Raw genomic sequence first — 18,742 nt, 5'->3', positions numbered from 1 at the left:
AAATGTTAATTAACTGCAAAGGACAACTTATTGATTTGTCGATTCCTAAAGTAATGGGAATTTTGAATGTAACGCCAAACTCTTTTTTTGACGGAGGAAAGTACAAAAATGAAGATGAAATCGTTTCACAAGTTGAGAAGATGTTGTCTGAAGGCGCAACTTTTATTGATATTGGCGCTTATTCAAGCAAACCAAGTGCCGAATTTGTTACAGAACAAGAAGAAATAGAACGTATTGTTCCTGCAATCGAATTGATTTTAAAGCATTTTCCGGAAACGTTATTGTCAATTGATACTTTTAGGGCTGAGGTAGCAAAAGCAAGTATAGAAAGTGGCGCAGCGATTATAAACGATATTGCAGCCGGAGAATTAGACAATAAAATGTTTGATGTTATTGCCAAATATAATGTTCCGTACATCATGATGCACATGCGTGGAAATCCGCAAACGATGCAAAGTTTGACACAATATGATGATATTGTCAAAGAAATGCTTTTCTATTTTTCTGAAAAAGTAAAACACGCTAGAAGCCTTGGAATTAATGATTTAATCTTAGATCCAGGTTTCGGATTTGCCAAAACAACTGATCAGAATTATCAAGTTATACAAAAAATGGAACTTTTTAATGTATTAGAATTGCCAATTTTAGCCGGAGTTTCAAGAAAATCAATGATTTATAAAACACTTGGTAATTCAGCGCAGGAAGCCTTAAACGGAACAACGGTTCTCAACACAATTGCATTGACAAAAGGTGTAAAAATCCTGCGCGTTCATGATGTAAAAGAAGCTGTGGAATGTGTTGCTTTGTTTGAGAAAATGGGTTATTAATGCGGATAATCGTGAAGTTTGTCATTCCGAGGAACGAGGAATCTCCGTTGCTGAATCGACAAGGATTGCTGTTCTTTGCAGAGTTTCTTGCTGAGATTCCTCGTTCCTCGGAATGACAAACTTTGAGTTAATTAATATTTTAACTAAAAATAAACATGAAATACTTTAGCTTAATATTTATAATTCTTCTTTTTTCGTGCGAAGAAAAAAAAGACGTTTTATTACCAAAATCAAATGTTTCAATTGTAAAAAATGTCGAAGATCATTCACCAATTTACATCTTTTTTAAAACTGAAGGAAAAGATACAATCGCAGATGTAAACCGAAAAAATAGTATTATTTCAACCAACTGGATTTTCAATATCGACAAACGTTTGCCACTAAGATTGGTAATTCCGGAAGTAATGAAACTTCAGGAAAAAAAGCGAGCAGAAAGCGCCCATAAAAACGAAAAAGCCGAAAATTATTATTCCTACGCAGATTCTATCGGGAAGAATATGGCCTTTTTACCTTTCACGAAAGTGTATTATAAAACAGAAAAACCAACTCAAGGAACTTTTGTTTTTTATTTTAGAAAAGGAAAAGAACAAGTTTTGATGGGGAATAAGGAAATAAAAATATCAGAAATATTGAAATATTTTTATAGTATAAAATTTGAAAGAGTACCAGATTTAGTGTTTTTATTTGATAAGAACATGAGTTATGAAGAGTACATTCAACATAAAATTTTACTGCAAAAATTTGTGTCGTACAACCTTGATAAACTCCCAGTAGAATTCATTTATTAAAACTTGAAACCTTAAACAAAGAAAACCTGAAACAAACCTTTTTATTGATGATGATAAGGTTCATTTCTTAAAATCGTAAATCCTCTGTACAATTGTTCGATAAAAAACAAACGAACCATTTGATGCGAAAATGTCATTAGCGAAAGCGAAATTTTTCCCTGCGCTTTGCTGTAAACCGTATCCGAAAATCCGTAAGGGCCGCCAATTACAAAAACAAGCGTTTTGATTCCGGAGTTCATTTTCTTTTGTAATTCTTCAGAGAAACCAACACTTGAGAAGTTTTTTCCGTTTTCGTCCAATAAAATCAACTGATCTGTTGGTGTTAATTTTGAAAGAATCAATTCGCCTTCTTTTTCTTTTTGCTGGCTTTCAGATAAATTCTTGACGTTTTTGATATCCGGAATTATCTCTAAATCAAATTTGATATAAAACGACAAACGTTTGGTGTAATCGTCAATCAAAGTTTGAAGCGATTTATTGTCGGTTTTGCCAATGGCGATAAGTTTGATGTTCATTTTATTATTTTTTTCTGCCACTAATTGCACGAATTTTCACAAATTAAAAAATAAAAAAATCTGTGTTAATCCGTTCAATCCGTAAAATCTATGGGCTATTTTTTGTTCTCAAAAACGGTTTCAAAATGTTCTACAACAGGAAAGGGTTCATAATAATGATGCAGGATCTTTTTCCATTCTAAATACGCTTCAGATGTTCTAAAACCTACCGTATGATCTTCGAGTGCGTTCCAGTCTACTAGTAAAAGATATTTATTTTCGACTTCAAGACATTTCTCTAGACGATGTCCTAAATAACCATCAATTGATGAAATATATTGACTTGCTTTTGCAAAATCAGCTTCAAATTGAGTTGCTAATTCTGGTTTTACATAAAGGAATGCGGCTTCTAAAATCATTGTAAATTCAATTTTATCTGCCAAATCTGCTAAATCTGCGAGAAAAAATTGTCTCTCGCAGATTTAGCAGATTTGGCAGATTTTATTTTTAATATTTATCTAAAAAAATCTGTGTTCATCAGCTAAATCAGTTAAATCTGTGGGCAATATTTTTACACAGAGGTAGTTATTTAGTTTTTAGAAATTTATCTTCAAAAGTTTTAAATCTTGTGTCTAAATCCTTCAATAATTGTTTTTTAACTGACGCATCCTGAATAAAACTATAATTGATACTGTTGTAAACGTATTGTTTTATAATTGCGTACGAAACATCAGGATATCGTTTGGCAAGCAAAACATATTGTTCCGTCATATTCGTTCTTAAGATTCCGGCGTCGTCTGTACTAATTGCAATTGGCACATTAAATTCTTTGTAAAGTGTAAACGGATGTCTGTTTTCTTTTACTTTCAGAATGAATTCGTTACTCGTTAAATTAATCTCAATCGGAATGTTGTTTTTTGCCATATAGCGCAACAAATCGTATGCGTTTTGTTCGTATGCAATATCAACTCCGTGTCCGATTCTGTTTGCACCGGCAACGTGAATTGCGTCATTAATATGCCACGTTAAATCTTCGGGCTGAACCAATCCTAAAGTCAATTCTCCAGCATGCAACGTGTACTTTACATCAGGAAATTTTGAGTGACAATATTTAAACATGACCATATGAAGCCAATAATCTTTCATGGAATTTTCGCCATGTTCCGGAGAAACGATATTGACGCCGGCAACTAATTTGCTGTCGTTTGCAGAAATAAAAGCGATGGTTAAGTTTTTGAACAAATCAACAGGATCCATAAAACGAAGTACAAAATTTTGATAACGCATTGTAAATTTTTCGTCATCAATTTTTAATTCTTTATGCAGTTTTGCGATGAAATTAGTATTGAAATCCGTTGCATATTTTTTAGCATCTTTTTGTTGAATAGCTTTATACAATTCATCTAAAAGTTTCAGAACTGTTTTTTCATCTTTTTGAGTTGCAGCCTGACGTAATTTCGAATTAAAATCAGTTAAATCAGCAACATTCATATCACAAGGAATTGTTGATAATTGTGTTTCGATATAACTTACATTTTCGGCAATAGCACGTTTTTTTAGTTCGAGCATTCCTTCGGCAAAATGACCTTGAATACCAGGTTCGAATTTTAGAAAAGAGTCAAAAAATAAATCATCAGAAGGAACAGATCCATTATAATCTTTAGCTGACCAGGTTTGTATGACTTGTTGTTCGTAGAAAGGCAGTTTGCCTTCGTTTTTAAGAGAAGAGAAATTTTGCCAATTGCCTTTTGAAGGTTTTGTTTTAGCGACTTCCATTGTTTCTAAATTCAAATAAAAATCTTCTGCAATTACTCTTTCTAAAAGAGGTTCTGCATAAATTGATCCCGAAAAATGATGGTGTAAATCGCCGCCTTTTGGCATTTGTTGAAAGAAAGCGGTTAAGAGCGCTTCGTTATTTCTAATTTTTTCTAAATAATTTTCAGCCGTTTGAGAAAAGCCGATTTGTGCTATAAAAAAACAGAAAAGTGTAATTATCCTCGTCATACTCTAAGTTTAAATTACATGCAAATGTAATGGTTTTTGAGGAGATTTGAAAATGTGATTTTCGGATGTAGATTTTACCGCAAAGAACGCAAGATTTTTTATCTGAAATACTTAATACAAACGTAAAGTTCGCAAAGCTTTACCTATAAAACTTTGCGAACTTTGCGTAATTCTTTGCGGACTTTGCGGTAAAAAATCTTAGAACCTTAGCAACTCAGAACCTCAGAACCTTACGAATACAACACATCACGAATTTCCTCTGTTTTATCAAAAACGCTTTTCGCGAAAGGACAAAGCGGAATAATTTTCAGATTTTTATTTCTGGCGTAATCAACGGCTGCCATTACGAGTTTTTTACCAACGCCTTTTCCATTAAATTCTTCACTAACTTCTGTATGATCGATGATGAATTTAGAATCTCCAGCCCAGGTGTATGTTAATTTTCCGGCTTCTTTTCCGTCTTCTACGGCTTCAAAATAGCCTCTTTTTATGTCGTTAATTTGATTTATTTCCATGATAAGTTATATTAATACGGTTTTAATTTCGATAGAATGTGTTAATGTTTTGTGTATTGGGCAACTGTTGGCGATTGTTTCCAATCTTTGTCTTTGTGTTTCATCGACTTCACCAATTACCTTGATTTTTCGGGTAAATAAGGACACATTTCGCTCGGAATCTCTTTCAAAATCAATTTTTACATTGATTTCTGATACGTTCCATTGTTTCCGATTGATATACATTCGTAAAGTGATTACGGTGCAGGATGCCAATGAGGCCGCCAAAAGTTCTGTTGGATTTAATCCCAAATTCTTGCCTCCAATTTCCTGAGGTTCATCGGCTATGAGAATATTTCCACTTGCAGAGGTTATTTCCGTTCGATACAAACGTGTATCAATTTGTGCTGTTATAGTATCCATATTTATTTGATTCTGGGTTCTGGTAATGGCACAAATTCGGTTTCGCCCGGAACTTTTGGGAAAGTTTGTTCTGTCCAGTCTTTTTTCGCCTTTTCGATGAGGTTTTTATCCGAAGAAACGAAATTCCAGAAGATAAAATGTTCTTCAGGAAAAGGTATTCCGCCAAAAATATAAACAGTCGTATTCTCTGCTAATTCAAACTCGCATAAAGTACTGTTGTTTGTAATTAGAATTTGTTTTGGGTCGTAAACATGTCCGTCACTTTTAATGCTTCCTTCTAAAATATACAATCCGCTTTCGCCGAATAAATCTTTCCCAATGTCTATTTTTTTAGCCTCAGTACTTTTAATTTCAATAAAATATAACGGACTATAAACCGGAACTGGTGATTTTTTTCCAAATGCTTCTCCGGCTATTAATTTATAGGAAACGCCGTCTTCTTCCCAACCCGGAATATCATCAGCTTCTACATGCGCAAAATTAGGTTCCATTTGTTCTAATTGCTTTGGTAACGCAACCCAAATTTGCAATCCATGGAGCATTTTATCAGAATGTCTTAAATATTCAGGCGTTCTTTCAGAATGTACGATTCCTTTTCCAGCCGTCATCCAATTTACGGCGCCTGGTTTTATTTCTAATTCGGTTCCTAAACTGTCGCGGTGCATAATGCTTCCTTCAAACAAAAATGTCAAAGTCGAAAGTCCGATATGCGGATGCGGCGGAACATCCATATTTTCGTGATCACTTAAATGTGCCGGTCCCATATGATCGATAAATACAAATGGTCCAACGGCTCTTTTTTCACGGAAAGGCAATAATCTGCCTACCATAAAATTGCCAATATTGGCAGCACGTTCTTCGATAATTAAACTGATATTTGACATGGTATTCGTTTTAGTTAAAAGCAAAATTACAGTTGTGGTCGCAATCTGTAACTTAATTTAGGTTAAGAAAATTTGTTTCTGGTATTCATTATAAAAGTAAGAAATAGAATTATAAGGATTTCATTAGAATTAAAAAGATAACACGAATTTCACGAATTAACACAGATTAAGTGGTAGAAATTAATGCAATTTGTGCTAATTTTTAAATAATAAAAGTGCTAAATTGATTAACAGCAATCCCAATTAAAATAAGCCTTTTCAAAGTTTTTATTGATTAAATCTTCTTTATTTATAAAAAAGTTTGCAACTCCACTGTCACCAAACATAATTTCCTCATCAGTATCGATTTGAAGGAGTAGAATATCATTCTTGGATTTTTCATCATAATCTCTCGGATCACTTTGAGTGAAATAGGCATAACCACCTATTTTGTGTCCTTCATTAGAAAATAATTTTTCGTTTTCTTTTTTTTGATCTTCATTTAATTTCTCTTCAAATTCCCAATAATCTAACCCGTTGAAATCAAAATCAAATCGAAAATCCATAGTTCCGCCATATTCTTCTTGTTTTGAAAAAGTTAAACTATGTTCACAATAAACAGGAAAATCTGAATATAATTCTTCCGTTAGAAAATCAAAATTAGTTTGATTGTTTTCGATTTCTGTATGGTATAAAACTTTATAATCATCCATGTCGTACCAGTCTTCTGATGGAATATAAAATTGAAGAATACCTTTCTCAGGATAATTTTCTAATTGTGGAATTTCTGAAAAGTTTAATTGTGCTAACAAAATCATAGGTTTTCCAGACTTGTCTTTTGGATATTCAAATCCGATTGGCAAATATGGTTTTCCTAAAAATTTGCTTTGAGTAAAATTTAAAATAGTTTCTGTTTCTATTGGTTTTGCATCAATTTTAATAAAATCTAATTTGTATTTTAATAAATCGCTTTCAAATTCTTTTAGATGATCTGGAAATATCATTTTATGTTTTTTAGGCTTAGTTTTTTGTTATTCAATTAATTCAAACTCTAGTGCTTCACTTTCAGTACCATTTATAATAATAGACAATTGATGCATTCCGGTATGAAAAACACGAGTTGTGATGAGTTTGAAAGACTGGTTTCGATCAACTTTAGTTAATTGATTGGGTTGATACATTTTCTCACTGATTTTAAAGACTTTTTTAGCCAGATGCCCTTTTGATTTTTTGTAGTGAACGGCATATTCTAAGCGAATGTTTTTTGCTTCTTCATTTTTGTTATTTAAATGAAATTGAAACTGAAGATAATCACCAATTTTTACAACAGGCGCTTTAATTTCAAAATCAGAAAGTTCAATATTAGTACTTTCCAAACCATAATGACTCAGGATTTTAGGATGTCCTTGTTTTAATAACGTGCGACAACCGTGTTTGATAATTGCATCAGTTTCTTTGCTGATGCCGCGCCATTTTGAAGCGATTTCTAATACAATCTCAGGATTATCTTTTACAATATCATTTAAGTTATTAGCAACACTTCGGCGGACATATTCTGAAGGATCGTTTTTTAGGTTTTCTAAGATGGGCAGGATAGAGGCAGGGTCTTTTTTGAGGAACGGAATCGCCATTGCCCACGGTAATCTTGGTCGGCTTCCTTCGCTGGCTAATCGTCTTACATGATGATTTTCATGCAGCGACCATTTTGTCATTTCTTCGATCATTTTTTCCTTATATTTTAAAATGAAAGGGCGAACGGCAAACTCGCAGCTTATAAATTGTGTGATGGAAACAAAGGCTTTTGCCGAAGTTTTAAAGTCATCTAAACCATATGTTTCGATATAATCGGCAAAAAAGATGAAGGCCAGATTTCCTTCGGTAAATTGATTTTTCTTTAGATTTTTTATGATTTTATCAATTAAAGAAACTGCTTCAGGAAAATTTTCAGGCATAAATTGATGCAAAACAACCGTAGTATGTTTCATTCGGTCTTTCCATTCTTTTTGGATAAAATCTCCTTCGTAAATGGTTTCTATGAACTTTTGTTTGTTGAAAGTTGGATGTACTTCGGCGACAGCCTGACCAAATTTTTCGTAAAAAGTAACTGAATAAATATCTTTAATTAATCCCATTTTATAGTAAATTGAATTTCAAAGATATCTAATGTTTATCGCTTTTGTTGTATTTAATTCCGCAAAATTTTATAGAAAACATTTTAATTGAATAGGAACTTTATTAAAACAGAAAGCCGGAAAATCAATAATTAAAATTGGTTTTCCGGCTTATTATATTATAAATTTTAGAATATTATTTTGGCAGGCAAGATAAATCTTTTGCAATACCAAGATAAAATTTATCTAACCAAATATTTGTAGATTGTATAAGATCAGGAGCTACAACGCTTAAGTGATCTTGGCCTACAATAGTAGGGTGAACATCCCAAACTCCTTTTGGCGCTAATTTTCTGTTAACAGGATCCATTAATACATAATCGTGACCTAGAGGATATTGACTAGATACTACACTTACAAGACCATCGTTTGGTCTCCAGCTGTTGAAACCTTCTGGTAAGTTTGCACTAGTTTTACCTATATTAGCTGATTCAAGTTGAAATAATAAGCTCATACTTGGTAATGGAGCCCAATTTCCGTTAGATTGCTGCTTTGTATCATTGAATGTATATGATGCATAATACACATTAGGAGAGCTTTTTACCCACTCATTTTGTTGTTGCATGGTGGTTACTTTCATATCATACATGCAGTTGTCTTTTGAGTCCCAGAAACGAGCTGTTGCTGGTGCTCCAGATGCTGTTTTAGCAAATATCCTGTCAAAATATGCTTTTACAGATTCTTTAGGCTGTCTTTGTAATCCCCATTGTCCAAGGTCAAAATTGTAAAAAGTATTTTGCTCCAGTCCAATTCCTCCAACAGCTCCCAAACTAAGAATCATTTTCATAAGCTGTTCTCTAAAAGAATCAGAATCTACAGTTAGCGCACCATTTTGTACACCTGCAATAGAAGTATGACTCGCTACCCAATTCTTTTTATTTCCTTTGAATAAATCAGAGGTTGGAGCTTCACCTTTAGCAGGAACATAAGCCATTTCATCTGCGTCTCCGTTTTCTAATAATTGAATTAGAAATCTTGGAGATGCTCCTCCTAAACTATGCCCAACAAAATGTAATTTGTTTGTAGCGCTCCATTGTTTGTAAAATCCCGGGTATGTTTCGCCAAAACGATTATGTCCGTGTTTTAAAGCATGTGCTGCACCATAATCGACTCTTCCGCCTACGATATTGTAATAAAGTTCCACGGCACGGTCCCAGTTACTTGATAATGGACCAACTGATGCCGTAAAGGTTTGATAACCATTAAGATTTAGGTAAGTTTGAGTATCTCCAAGTCCTCCCCAGTACTTGTAGCCTAACATTTCATCACGACCCCAGCCACACATTCCGTGTACTAATACTATAGGATACGTGTTCTGGCGTTTGGTTGGATAAGCTGATAAATCAGTAGTTGTCAGTTTTTTTGCAGTAGACTCAGTCTTTACTTCTGAAGTAAAATCTTCTTTTTCACAAGAAGAGAAAATGGTTACGCAAAATAGAAATAGAATAATTTTTTTCATACACAGAAAGTTGAAATTAAAAAATTTATTAAATGGATTTTTAAAGGCGCAAAAGTCTTTATTAGTGCAAAAAAAACCGACCCGCAAAAGTTTTTAGATAAATAATTTAAGGCATTTCCTTTGTGTAGATTATAGGTTTTTTATTGCTTCTTTTCAAGTTGAAACTTTCAAATACCCAAAATATGTCCTACTTTAGCATTTCATAAAATTTAGAAAAAATGATTAGTGAAGTACAATTTCAAACTGAATTACAACTATTAATTAGTAACGCAATTCGCGAAGATGTGGGCACGGGCGATTATAGTTCCTTGGCATGTATTCCTGAATCGGCACATGGACAAGCTAAATTATTAGTGAAAGATCAGGGAATTATTGCGGGTGTTGCTCTTGCAAAAATGATTTTTGAATATGTAGATCCAAAATTAAAAATCAAAACGTTTATTGAAGACGGAACGCATGTAGAATACGGCGATGTTGTTTTTGAGGTTTCCGGAAGCTCACAATCTATTTTAAAGGCAGAACGAGTGGTTTTGAACACGATGCAGCGTATGTCTGCAATTGCCACAAAAACAAATCAATACGTTGAGCTATTAGAAGGAACCGGCGCTAAAATATTAGATACGCGTAAAACAACTCCAAATTTTAGGGCTGCAGAAAAATGGGCGGTAAAGATAGGAGGAGGAGAAAATCATCGATTTGCACTTTATGATATGGTGATGCTGAAGGATAATCATATTGATTTTGCGGGCGGAATTACGCTGGCAATCAAGAAAACCAAAGATTATTTGAAAGCCAATCATTTAGATTTGAAAATTATTGTTGAGGCCAGAAATTTAGATGAAATCCGCGAGATTCTTTTAAGCGATGGTGTTCACAGAATTTTGATCGATAACTTTAATTATGAAGATACCAAAACGGCGGTTGAATTAATAGGTAAAAAATGCCAAACAGAATCTTCCGGAAATATCAATGAAAAAACGATTCGTGAATATGCATTGTGCGGTGTAAATTATATTTCATCCGGAGCATTAACGCATTCGGTTTATAATATGGATTTGAGCCTAAAGGCATTTTAAGTTATGAGTTTTATTATGAAATATAAAATCTATCCCGAGGCTTCGGGACTAAATCTAAAATAATAAATTATGTCTCAGGAAATAGAAGCCCGGATTGAAAAAGTTCCTGTATTACGCTCTGTCGTAAGGCTTTTAAAGAATGTAAAACTGCCTTGGTTAGAAGGTTTTTCGCTGTACGATTTGCTCGAAATGTATACTCTTGGTATTCTTGAGGGCGCTTTTTCGTATCATGCGAGTGCTGTTTCTTTTAGCTTTTTTATGGCCTTATTTCCATTTGCACTATTTATATTAAACTTAATTCCATATATTCCTATTGATAATTTTCAGGGCGATTTTATGCTTTTTGTGCAGCAAAGTGTGCCTCCAAATACCTATGATGCTATTAATAAAATTATCAGCGATATTTTAAATAATAGTCACTCAGGCTTGTTATCATCGGGTTTTTTGCTTTCTATATTCTTAATGGCAAATGGTGTAAACGGAATCCTGAGCGGTTTTGAATCTTCGAAACATGTTTTTGATAAAAGAGGTTTTTTTAGTCAGTATTTAGTGGCGTTGGCAATTTCTCTTGTGATGACAATTATATTGTTTGTAACAGTGGCAACAATTGTCGTTTTTGAGGTTTTTATTCAAAAAACAATCATTCAGGATGTATTGAGTGATCGGATTCCGCTTATTATTTTAGGGCGATATTTGTTTGTTATCGGCATGATACTTGTAACGTCTTCAATATTATTGCGTTACGGAACAAAACAGTACAATAAAGTACCTTTTATTAGCATTGGATCTGTCTTTACAACCATCTTAATTGTTATATCTTCGTTCTTTTTTGGGATTTGGGTTATAAAATTCTCAAAATATAACGAACTTTATGGTTCGATAGGGACATTATTAATTCTAATGTTTTATATTTGGATAAACTGTATGATTCTGCTTTTAGGGTTCGAATTGAACGCTACAATCAGAAAATTAAAACAAAAAAAAAATAAATAGTATGAAAAATTGGATGTTAACGATCGGTGTTTTCTTTCTGACATTAGGCACAATTCAAAGCCAGAGTGTTATTGGAAAGTGGAAAACCATTGATGATGAAACGGGCGAAGCAAAATCTGTAGTAGAGATTTACGAAAAATCAGGAAAGGTATACGGTAAAGTTGTAGAAATACTTCGTGCCGATCATAAGAAAGATATATGTACTAGTTGTGATGGTGCAGAAAAAAACAAACCTATTTTAGGAATGGTGATTATTAACAGTCTTAAAAAAGACGGTTCAGAATATAGCGGAGGAACAATTTTAGATCCTACAAACGGAAAAAAGTACAAATGTTATATCACATTAGATTCTGCTGATAAATTAAAACTTCGCGGTTATGTTGGAATTTCAATTATGGGAAGAACACAATATTGGACGCGAGTGAAAAACTAATTTTTTTGATAAAATAAAATGCGAAAATTAGCATCGATATTTTTATTCTTAGCCATATTGTCAAATAGTTTTGGACAATCTAAGAATTCGCCATTACAAATAAGTCATCTTACGGGTGACTTTTATGTTTATAGAACCTTTCATGATTATAACGGCACTCTGATTTCTGCAAATGCTTTGTATCTCGTTACAGATAAAGGTGTTGTGTTGTTTGATGCTCCTTGGGATGAAACGCAGTTTCAGCCTTTATTAGACAGTATAAAAGTAAAACACAATAAAGATGTCGTGATGTGTTTTGCCACGCATTCGCATGATGACAGGGCCGGAGGTTTGGACTTTTACAGACAAAAAGGAATCAAAACGTATACTATTAAATTGACGGATAAAATTCTTGAGAAAGAAGGCAAAAAACGAGCAGAATTTATAATTCCTAACGATACTACTTTTACAGTTGGTCAGCATACTTTTGAGGTTTATTATCCCGGAAAAGGCCATGCATCAGATAATATTGTGGTTTGGTTTGATAAAGAAAAAGTGCTTTACGGAGCTTGTTTTATAAAAAGTGCCGATGCAAAAGATTTAGGTTATCTGGCTGATTCTGATGTAAAAGAATGGGAGAAATCTATTAAAAAAGTAAAGTCAAAATTTAAAAATCCAATCTATATTATTCCGGGTCATGAGGATTGGAAGAACACGCAATCCTTAAATCATACTTTGAAGTTGGTTCAGGAATATAATGCAGCAAAAGCCTTGGGTAAAACATCAGGTAAAAAGTAATTTATTTTAAATTCTAATGCAATTAAAAATATTTTTTATAGATATTGGATCTTATCTTTATTACCGAAAAATCTAATTTTATGAGTAGTTTTGCTATTCAAATCCTCTAAAATATTTACATGTTTTTTGTCGAAGTTATTTTGCCTCTTTCCTTAGCCAAAACGTTCACATATCGTGTTTCTGAGGCAGAATTTCATTTCATTAAAAAAGGAATGCGCGTTTCGGTACCTTTTGGAAAAAGTAAAATATACACCGCTTTGGTACTCGACACACATGAGAATGAACCAACGCTTTACGATGCAAAAGAAATCCATCAAATTTTAGACGAAAAACCTATTGCCACAGAAATTCAGATTCAACACTGGCTTTGGGTTGCCAATTATTATATGTGTGGCATTGGCGATGTGTATCGTGGTGCTTTCCCAAGCGGATTATTGTTAGAAAGTGAAACGATTATTTCGCATAAAGCGGATGTTGTTGTAAATGATTCTGAACTTTCTGATGATGAATTTTTGATTTATGAGGCGTTGCAGCATCAAAGTTCACTTAAGGTTCATGAAATTGCTTCTATTTTAAATAAAAAAAATATTCTGCCCATTCTTCAAAAACTATTGGCAAAAGATATTATTGTTTTAGAAGAAGAAATAAAAGAAAGTTACAAGCCAAAATTGGTTCGGTATGTAAAATTGCATGCAAAATACGAATCAGAGAATGGTCTTGGAGAATTGCTGGAAGTACTGAAAAGTGCCCATAAACAAAAGGAAATAGTTTTGGCTTATTTTCAGATTATGGCTTCTGAAAAGAAACCTATTACAGTAAAAAAACTTGTTGAGTTTTCAAATTCAACTTCAGCAATCGTAAAAGCTTTAATTGATAAAGAAATTTTTGAAGAATATCTTTTGCAGCACGATCGTGTTTCTTTTGAAGGAAAAGCTTCTGAAAATCAGTTACAATTAAGTGAAGCCCAGGAAACAGCTTTTGCATCCATAAAAGAAAGTTTTATAGAAAAAGAAGTTTGCCTGCTTCATGGTGTTACGTCAAGCGGAAAAACAGAGATTTATATAAAACTAATTGAAGAATATTTAGTTACAGGAAAACAAGTTTTGTATTTGTTGCCGGAAATTGCACTTACAACGCAATTAGTTTCTCGTTTGCGACTTCATTTTGGAGACAAAGTAGCTGTTTTTCATTCAAAATATAGTAATAACGAAAGAGTTGAGGTTTGGAAACAAACACTTGAAAATGCTGACAAAGCACAGATTGTAATAGGAGCGAGGTCGGCTTTGTTTTTGCCTTTTGCTAATTTGGGTTTGCTAATTGTTGATGAAGAACATGAACAGACTTTTAAGCAAACTGATCCTGCCCCACGATATCATGCCAGGGATGCAGCTATTGTTTTGGCTAATTTTCATAAGGCCAAAGTGCTTTTAGGCTCTGCAACTCCAAGTATTGAAACCTATTTTAATACGCAAACCGACAAATATGGTTTGGTTAACGTAACCGAACGTTATAATAATGTTCGAATGCCTGAAATTGTTTTGGTTGATTTGAAAGACAAGCATTTCAGAAAAAGAATGACGGGGCATTTTAGCGATCTTTTAATCGAAGAAATTACCGAAGCTTTGTCTTTGGGTGAACAAATCATTTTGTTTCAAAACAGAAGAGGATATTCTCCTATAATAGAATGTATGACTTGCGGGCACGTACCACATTGCCAGCAATGCGATGTAAGTCTTACTTTTCATAAACATAAAAATCAATTGCGCTGCCATTATTGTGGTTATTCGATTGCAAAACCAACGCATTGTCATAGTTGTTCGAGTATCGATCTGACTACAAAGGGTTTTGGAACAGAGCAAATTGAGCAGGAATTAATAGCTCTTTTTCCGAAAGCGAAAACCGGAAGAATGGACCAGGATACGACACGTGGGAAATTTGGTTTTGAGAAAATTATTGATTCCTTTAAAAACAGGGAAATTGATATTTTGGTAGGAACACAAATGCTGGCCAAAGGATTGGATTTTGATAACGTAAGTCTGGTTGGGATTATGAATGCTGATAATATGCTGCATCATCCTGATTTCAGGGCTTTTGAGCGAAGTTTTCAGATGATGACGCAGGTCGCAGGAAGAGCCGGCAGGTCAGAAAAACAAGGAAAAGTAGTAATTCAAACCTATAATCCAAATCATAATACTATACAGCAGGTTACAATGCATAATTATATAGGTATGTATAAGGAGCAATTATACGATCGCCAAATCTATAAATATCCGCCTTATTTCAGGATTATAAAGCTGACTTTAAAGCACTGTGATTTTGATAAATTAAAGGAAGGATCTATGTGGCTGTATCAGGTTTTAAGTCAAAACCTGAATATGCCGGTTTTAGGGCCTGAAGAACCAGCGATCAGCAGAATCAGAAATGAATATATAAGAACTATATTAATTAAGATTCCGCAAAATCTGCCATTAGGAAGCACAAAAAAAACTATTCAGAAAATGTTAAATAGTTTTGAAGCAGTTGCTCCTTACAGAGCTATAAAAGTTATTGCCAATGTCGATTTTTATTAAAATTACGATGAGGTTGACAATGCTTTTACTAAATCTTCTTTTTTGTTTCGGCTAAGGGGAATTTTAGTAATACCTATTTCTGCAAATTTGCTGTTAAAGCGTTCTACTTTATCGATATTAATAATATAAGACTTGTGTACACGGATAAATTTATCTTTTGAGAGATCATTTTCAAAAGATTTCATTGTCGAAAGTACCAGATTACTGTCATCTTCGGTAACCACTCTTACATAATCTCCAAACGCTTCAATCCATTTGATTTTAGCGGTAAAAATTTTAAGTTTTTTAAGGTTGCTTTTGATGAAAATATGTTCGCCTTCTTCTTCTTTAACTTCTTTTTTAAGGAGATGCATATCAATTGCCCTTTTTACAGAAGCATTAAAGCGATCTACAGCGATTGGTTTTTGAAGATAATCGGTAGCGTCATAATCAAAAGCTTTTAAAGCATATTCGGCTTTAGAAGTGATAAAAATAATCTGAGGCTTTGATTTTAGTCCGTCAAGGAAGTCAAAACCGTTAATAACAGGCATTTCTATATCGAGAAATATGAGATCAATATTATTCAAAGAGATACAACTTTTTGCTTCTATTGCGTTAGAAAAGTCCCCAATCAAATGCAAGCCCGGGTGATTATTGACTAATTTCGCAATAATTGTCCTCTGTATAGAACTATCATCTACAACAACACAGTTTAGTTTCATAACAATTAAATTTATAATAAATTCAGGATAGCAATAGTAAATGTATTATATTTTTGAAAAAAAACCTAAACTGAGCGATGATTTTTTACTTTATATCGAATAAATGAAAAAAGATGTTGTATATTTAAATTTAATGGTTACTTTTGCACCCAATTTTAACAAATAAATATTGTATTTATGAATCATTATGAAACTGTTTTCATTTTAAATCCCGTTTTATCTGAGGTTCAGGTGAAGGAAACAGTAACGAAATTTGAAGAATTTCTTACTAGTAGAGGAGCTGAAATGGTATCGAAAGAGGATTGGGGTCTGAAAAAAATGGCTTACGAAATCCAAAACAAAAAAAGTGGTTTTTACCACTTATTCGAATTCAAAGTAGCTGGAGAAGTTCTAATTGCTTTTGAAACTGAATTTAGACGTGACGAAAGAGTTATGCGTTTCTTAACTGTAAGTTTAGACAAACATGCTATTTCATGGGCTGAAAGAAGAAGAGCCAAATTAAAATCTACTAAAGCTTAATTATTATGTCTACAATAGAGCAATCTGCAAAAGGAAAAAAAGACGGAGATATCAGATATTTAACGCCTTTAAACATTGAAACTAACAAAACTAAAAAGTATTGTCGTTTCAAAAAATCAGGAATCAAATATATCGATTATAAAGATGCTGATTTCTTATTGAAATTCGTTAATGAGCAAGGAAAAATTCTTCCTCGCCGTTTAACCGGAACTTCATTGAAATACCAAAGAAAAGTTTCTGTAGCTGTAAAAAGAGCCCGTCACTTAGCTTTAATGCCATACGTGGCCGATTTATTAAAATAATTAAAAACTCTAGTCGCTGGTTTCTGTTAAGCAGAACCTAACTTCTAAAATATAAGGACAACAACATGGAACTTATTTTAAAACAAGACGTACAAAACTTAGGATTTAAAGATGATGTAGTATCAGTTAAAGCTGGTTACGGTCGTAACTTTTTAATTCCTCAAGGATTCGCGCAATTGGCTACACCTTCTGCAAAGAAAGTATTGGCTGAAAACCTAAAACAAAGAGCACACAAAGAAGCTAAAGTTGTTGGTGATGCAAAAGCATTAGCTGAAACTTTAAAAGCTCTTGAAATTAAACTTACTGCAAAAGCTGGTGGAGAGAAACTTTTTGGTTCTATCACAAACATCGACATTGCTGAAGCTTTAGAAAAATCAGGTAACGCTATTGATAGAAAATTCATTACTAGCGGTATTGTTAAACGTACTGGAAAATATTCTGCCAGCATCCGTTTACACAGAGATGTTATCGTTGATTTACCATACGAAATTATCGCTGAAAAGTAATAGTTTTAAGTATTATATAAAATCCCGATGCGAATCGGGATTTTTTTTGTTTAAAGAAGTTATGAATTAGACTTATGGACATTTGCACTAAGTGTTTTTGCTTAAAGTTTATAATATAACTTATAAAGCCTAATAAGAAATGAAATACGCAAGATTAACAAAAGAGCAATTTGACGAATTGCATGCAGAATTTGCTAATTTTTTAGCCACACAAACGATTGATAAAGCAGAATGGGATTCTCTTAAAATAAATAAACCTGAAGTTGCGGAGCAGGAACTGGATGTTTTTTCAGATTTAATCTGGGAAGGTGTTTTGTCCAGGGCAGAATATTTAGAACATTTTTCTAAGAACCATATTTTCTTATTTAAATGTTTTGAAAAAGATGTGCAATCTATCGTTTTAAAATCACTTGTTTCTGAAACCGACTTTTTGACTAAAGATGGTCTGCAATGGCTGAGCGATAATATGTTTACGGAGAACATAGAGATGAAAGTAGGCAAGAAGGTATTTACAGAGGATAGAAATGCTTCTATTTTTGAATTGATCCAGCAGGGCGCTTTTTTAAGTGATGGACAATTATTCACGCAAATTAATACGATTATTGAATCGTAAGTTTCTTTAAATAATTCTAAAAGGGTAAACAGGTGAAATCAATTGTTTACCCTTTTTTCGTTTTTTTAACTTTTGTTTAATGTTCTTTATTTTTTTATACCCGTATTTCTACGTGTTTTTTTAGAATAATCAAAGAAAAATGAATTTTACGTGAAAATTGCTTATTTCCTTTCTGTTTAAGACTATTGTATTGGTTTTAAATCGGTTACAAAGTTACAAAAGTAGTAATTAACTTACTTTTTATTAATTTCGTAAAAAACATTTATTTTTTTTGTGATATTTATAACATCTCATTTTTCCTTATATAACAAGGGATTTTATGATGCTTTAACTGTTTTTTTTAATGAAAATAATTTTCTTAAATAAAAAAATAAGAAATTTATTCTTGTTTTATATTTTACTTTTTCTTAATTTTAGTTAACAAAAGGTTAAACAAAATGTTTTTGCCTTTTTGTAAAAACAACTAAAAAAAGCAATCTGAATTTCTGTTTTAAGAATTATAAGATGAAGTGTTGTTTTTAATTTATTACAATTTTTAGAGTTGAAGTTTTTTAATAACTAAATGGTTTTGCTTATGGAGTTGACATTTACTTTCTTTATCGAGTTTGCATTAAGTGTTTATATTATTTTGACTTTATATTCTATAGTCTTGCATACGATTGAATTTATTCTAAAATTTAATTCGGGCTCAATTGCAAACTTATTTTTCAAAAAACAGTATTACGTCAG

General features: G+C 32.8%; 21 protein-coding genes. 11 read left to right on the top strand and 10 right to left on the bottom strand.

The genetic code is table 11. The features are described 5' to 3' along the window. Positions 1-2: 2 nt before the first annotated feature. Entirely contained in the window at positions 3-827 is an 825-nt protein-coding gene (gene folP, locus ACZ0AH_RS14300; RefSeq protein WP_463476468.1) for a dihydropteroate synthase, read from the top strand. A gap of 155 nt (positions 828-982) precedes the next feature. Continuing rightward, positions 983-1,615, top strand: coding sequence for a hypothetical protein (locus ACZ0AH_RS14295; protein WP_463476467.1), 633 nt, complete (start codon positions 983-985; stop codon positions 1,613-1,615). Positions 1,616-1,656: 41 nt separating this feature from the next. On the opposite strand, the gene rlmH is transcribed toward ACZ0AH_RS14295, so the two are convergent. From rlmH to ACZ0AH_RS14250, 9 genes are all read right to left on the bottom strand, one after another. Beyond that, the gene (gene rlmH / locus ACZ0AH_RS14290) at positions 1,657-2,130 is read right to left on the bottom strand and encodes a 23S rRNA (pseudouridine(1915)-N(3))-methyltransferase RlmH (RefSeq protein WP_029269532.1); all 474 of its coding nucleotides are present in this window, start codon (positions 2,128-2,130) and stop codon (positions 1,657-1,659) included. A 95-nt stretch (positions 2,131-2,225) separates the two neighbouring features. After that, positions 2,226-2,528, bottom strand: a complete 303-nt coding sequence (locus ACZ0AH_RS14285) for an antibiotic biosynthesis monooxygenase family protein (RefSeq protein WP_463476466.1) — start codon at positions 2,526-2,528, stop codon at positions 2,226-2,228. 166 nt (positions 2,529-2,694) lie between these two features. Next, positions 2,695-4,113 (bottom strand): amidohydrolase family protein, encoded by a 1,419-nt coding sequence (locus ACZ0AH_RS14280; protein ID WP_463476465.1) that lies wholly within the window; start codon positions 4,111-4,113, stop codon positions 2,695-2,697. 230 nt (positions 4,114-4,343) lie between these two features. Next, positions 4,344-4,628 carry a GNAT family N-acetyltransferase gene (locus ACZ0AH_RS14275; protein WP_463476464.1) on the bottom strand — a complete coding sequence of 95 codons (285 nt, stop codon included), beginning with the start codon at positions 4,626-4,628 and terminating at the stop codon, positions 4,344-4,346. Positions 4,629-4,634: 6 nt separating this feature from the next. Next, the gene (locus ACZ0AH_RS14270) at positions 4,635-5,030 is read right to left on the bottom strand and encodes an OsmC family protein (protein ID WP_463476463.1); all 396 of its coding nucleotides are present in this window, start codon (positions 5,028-5,030) and stop codon (positions 4,635-4,637) included. Between the two features lie 2 nt (positions 5,031-5,032). Further along, the gene (locus ACZ0AH_RS14265) at positions 5,033-5,914 is read right to left on the bottom strand and encodes a pirin family protein (protein WP_463476462.1); all 882 of its coding nucleotides are present in this window, start codon (positions 5,912-5,914) and stop codon (positions 5,033-5,035) included. Positions 5,915-6,141: 227 nt separating this feature from the next. After that, positions 6,142-6,897, bottom strand: a complete 756-nt coding sequence (locus ACZ0AH_RS14260) for a YwqG family protein (RefSeq protein WP_463476461.1) — start codon at positions 6,895-6,897, stop codon at positions 6,142-6,144. 27 nt (positions 6,898-6,924) lie between these two features. Beyond that, on the bottom strand, positions 6,925-8,025 hold the full coding sequence (locus ACZ0AH_RS14255) for a DNA alkylation repair protein (RefSeq protein WP_463476459.1): 1,101 nt from the start codon (positions 8,023-8,025) through the stop codon (positions 6,925-6,927). A 175-nt stretch (positions 8,026-8,200) separates the two neighbouring features. Beyond that, the gene (locus tag ACZ0AH_RS14250; RefSeq protein WP_463476458.1) at positions 8,201-9,523 is read right to left on the bottom strand and encodes an esterase/lipase family protein; all 1,323 of its coding nucleotides are present in this window, start codon (positions 9,521-9,523) and stop codon (positions 8,201-8,203) included. 218 nt (positions 9,524-9,741) lie between these two features. Between ACZ0AH_RS14250 and nadC the strand changes: the two genes are divergently transcribed. The 5 genes from nadC to priA all read left to right on the top strand — a co-directional run bounded on the left by nadC (position 9,742) and on the right by priA (position 15,372). Next, complete coding sequence (nadC, locus tag ACZ0AH_RS14245) at positions 9,742-10,599, top strand: carboxylating nicotinate-nucleotide diphosphorylase (protein WP_463476457.1); 858 nt, start codon at positions 9,742-9,744, stop codon at positions 10,597-10,599. A gap of 69 nt (positions 10,600-10,668) precedes the next feature. Beyond that, a complete protein-coding gene (locus tag ACZ0AH_RS14240; protein ID WP_463476456.1) occupies positions 10,669-11,592 on the top strand; it encodes a YihY/virulence factor BrkB family protein in 924 nt (307 codons plus the stop codon). Between the two features lies 1 nt (position 11,593). Then, positions 11,594-12,025, top strand: a complete 432-nt coding sequence (locus ACZ0AH_RS14235; protein WP_463476455.1) for a DUF2147 domain-containing protein — start codon at positions 11,594-11,596, stop codon at positions 12,023-12,025. Between the two features lie 18 nt (positions 12,026-12,043). After that, a complete protein-coding gene (bla-B1-FLAV, locus tag ACZ0AH_RS14230) occupies positions 12,044-12,802 on the top strand; it encodes a subclass B1 metallo-beta-lactamase (protein ID WP_463476454.1) in 759 nt (252 codons plus the stop codon). Between the two features lie 119 nt (positions 12,803-12,921). Beyond that, a complete protein-coding gene (gene priA, locus ACZ0AH_RS14225; protein WP_463476453.1) occupies positions 12,922-15,372 on the top strand; it encodes a replication restart helicase PriA in 2,451 nt (816 codons plus the stop codon). Between the two features lie 2 nt (positions 15,373-15,374). Here priA and ACZ0AH_RS14220 read toward each other — a convergent pair whose 3' ends face one another. Then, entirely contained in the window at positions 15,375-16,073 is a 699-nt protein-coding gene (locus ACZ0AH_RS14220) for a LytR/AlgR family response regulator transcription factor (RefSeq protein ID WP_026729423.1), read from the bottom strand. Positions 16,074-16,250: 177 nt separating this feature from the next. Between ACZ0AH_RS14220 and rpsF the strand changes: the two genes are divergently transcribed. From rpsF to ACZ0AH_RS14200, 4 genes are all read left to right on the top strand, one after another. After that, a complete protein-coding gene (rpsF, locus tag ACZ0AH_RS14215; RefSeq protein WP_007810575.1) occupies positions 16,251-16,592 on the top strand; it encodes a 30S ribosomal protein S6 in 342 nt (113 codons plus the stop codon). Between the two features lie 5 nt (positions 16,593-16,597). Further along, a complete protein-coding gene (gene rpsR, locus ACZ0AH_RS14210; protein ID WP_002987043.1) occupies positions 16,598-16,894 on the top strand; it encodes a 30S ribosomal protein S18 in 297 nt (98 codons plus the stop codon). Positions 16,895-16,959: 65 nt separating this feature from the next. Continuing rightward, positions 16,960-17,400: a 50S ribosomal protein L9 gene (gene rplI / locus ACZ0AH_RS14205; RefSeq protein ID WP_463476452.1), complete on the top strand. Its 441-nt coding sequence runs from the start codon at positions 16,960-16,962 to the stop codon at positions 17,398-17,400. A 139-nt stretch (positions 17,401-17,539) separates the two neighbouring features. Then, complete coding sequence (locus tag ACZ0AH_RS14200) at positions 17,540-18,013, top strand: DUF6495 family protein (RefSeq protein ID WP_463476451.1); 474 nt, start codon at positions 17,540-17,542, stop codon at positions 18,011-18,013. Positions 18,014-18,742 lie beyond the last annotated feature (729 nt).

Source organism: Flavobacterium sp. AC105 (assembly GCF_979258495.1).
This window is presented reverse-complemented; position numbering and strand designations above follow the sequence as displayed.

Coding starts and splice junctions, on each gene's coding strand:
- folP (WP_463476468.1), top strand. CDS start 3: ATGTTAATTAACTGCAAAGGACAACTTATTGATTTGTCGATTCCTAAA.
- ACZ0AH_RS14295 (WP_463476467.1), top strand. CDS start 983: ATGAAATACTTTAGCTTAATATTTATAATTCTTCTTTTTTCGTGCGAA.
- rlmH (WP_029269532.1), bottom strand. CDS start 2,130: ATGAACATCAAACTTATCGCCATTGGCAAAACCGACAATAAATCGCTT.
- ACZ0AH_RS14285 (WP_463476466.1), bottom strand. CDS start 2,528: ATGATTTTAGAAGCCGCATTCCTTTATGTAAAACCAGAATTAGCAACT.
- ACZ0AH_RS14280 (WP_463476465.1), bottom strand. CDS start 4,113: ATGACGAGGATAATTACACTTTTCTGTTTTTTTATAGCACAAATCGGC.
- ACZ0AH_RS14275 (WP_463476464.1), bottom strand. CDS start 4,628: ATGGAAATAAATCAAATTAACGACATAAAAAGAGGCTATTTTGAAGCC.
- ACZ0AH_RS14270 (WP_463476463.1), bottom strand. CDS start 5,030: ATGGATACTATAACAGCACAAATTGATACACGTTTGTATCGAACGGAA.
- ACZ0AH_RS14265 (WP_463476462.1), bottom strand. CDS start 5,914: ATGTCAAATATCAGTTTAATTATCGAAGAACGTGCTGCCAATATTGGC.
- ACZ0AH_RS14260 (WP_463476461.1), bottom strand. CDS start 6,897: ATGATATTTCCAGATCATCTAAAAGAATTTGAAAGCGATTTATTAAAA.
- ACZ0AH_RS14255 (WP_463476459.1), bottom strand. CDS start 8,025: ATGGGATTAATTAAAGATATTTATTCAGTTACTTTTTACGAAAAATTT.
- ACZ0AH_RS14250 (WP_463476458.1), bottom strand. CDS start 9,523: ATGAAAAAAATTATTCTATTTCTATTTTGCGTAACCATTTTCTCTTCT.
- nadC (WP_463476457.1), top strand. CDS start 9,742: ATGATTAGTGAAGTACAATTTCAAACTGAATTACAACTATTAATTAGT.
- ACZ0AH_RS14240 (WP_463476456.1), top strand. CDS start 10,669: ATGTCTCAGGAAATAGAAGCCCGGATTGAAAAAGTTCCTGTATTACGC.
- ACZ0AH_RS14235 (WP_463476455.1), top strand. CDS start 11,594: ATGAAAAATTGGATGTTAACGATCGGTGTTTTCTTTCTGACATTAGGC.
- bla-B1-FLAV (WP_463476454.1), top strand. CDS start 12,044: ATGCGAAAATTAGCATCGATATTTTTATTCTTAGCCATATTGTCAAAT.
- priA (WP_463476453.1), top strand. CDS start 12,922: ATGTTTTTTGTCGAAGTTATTTTGCCTCTTTCCTTAGCCAAAACGTTC.
- ACZ0AH_RS14220 (WP_026729423.1), bottom strand. CDS start 16,073: ATGAAACTAAACTGTGTTGTTGTAGATGATAGTTCTATACAGAGGACA.
- rpsF (WP_007810575.1), top strand. CDS start 16,251: ATGAATCATTATGAAACTGTTTTCATTTTAAATCCCGTTTTATCTGAG.
- rpsR (WP_002987043.1), top strand. CDS start 16,598: ATGTCTACAATAGAGCAATCTGCAAAAGGAAAAAAAGACGGAGATATC.
- rplI (WP_463476452.1), top strand. CDS start 16,960: ATGGAACTTATTTTAAAACAAGACGTACAAAACTTAGGATTTAAAGAT.
- ACZ0AH_RS14200 (WP_463476451.1), top strand. CDS start 17,540: ATGAAATACGCAAGATTAACAAAAGAGCAATTTGACGAATTGCATGCA.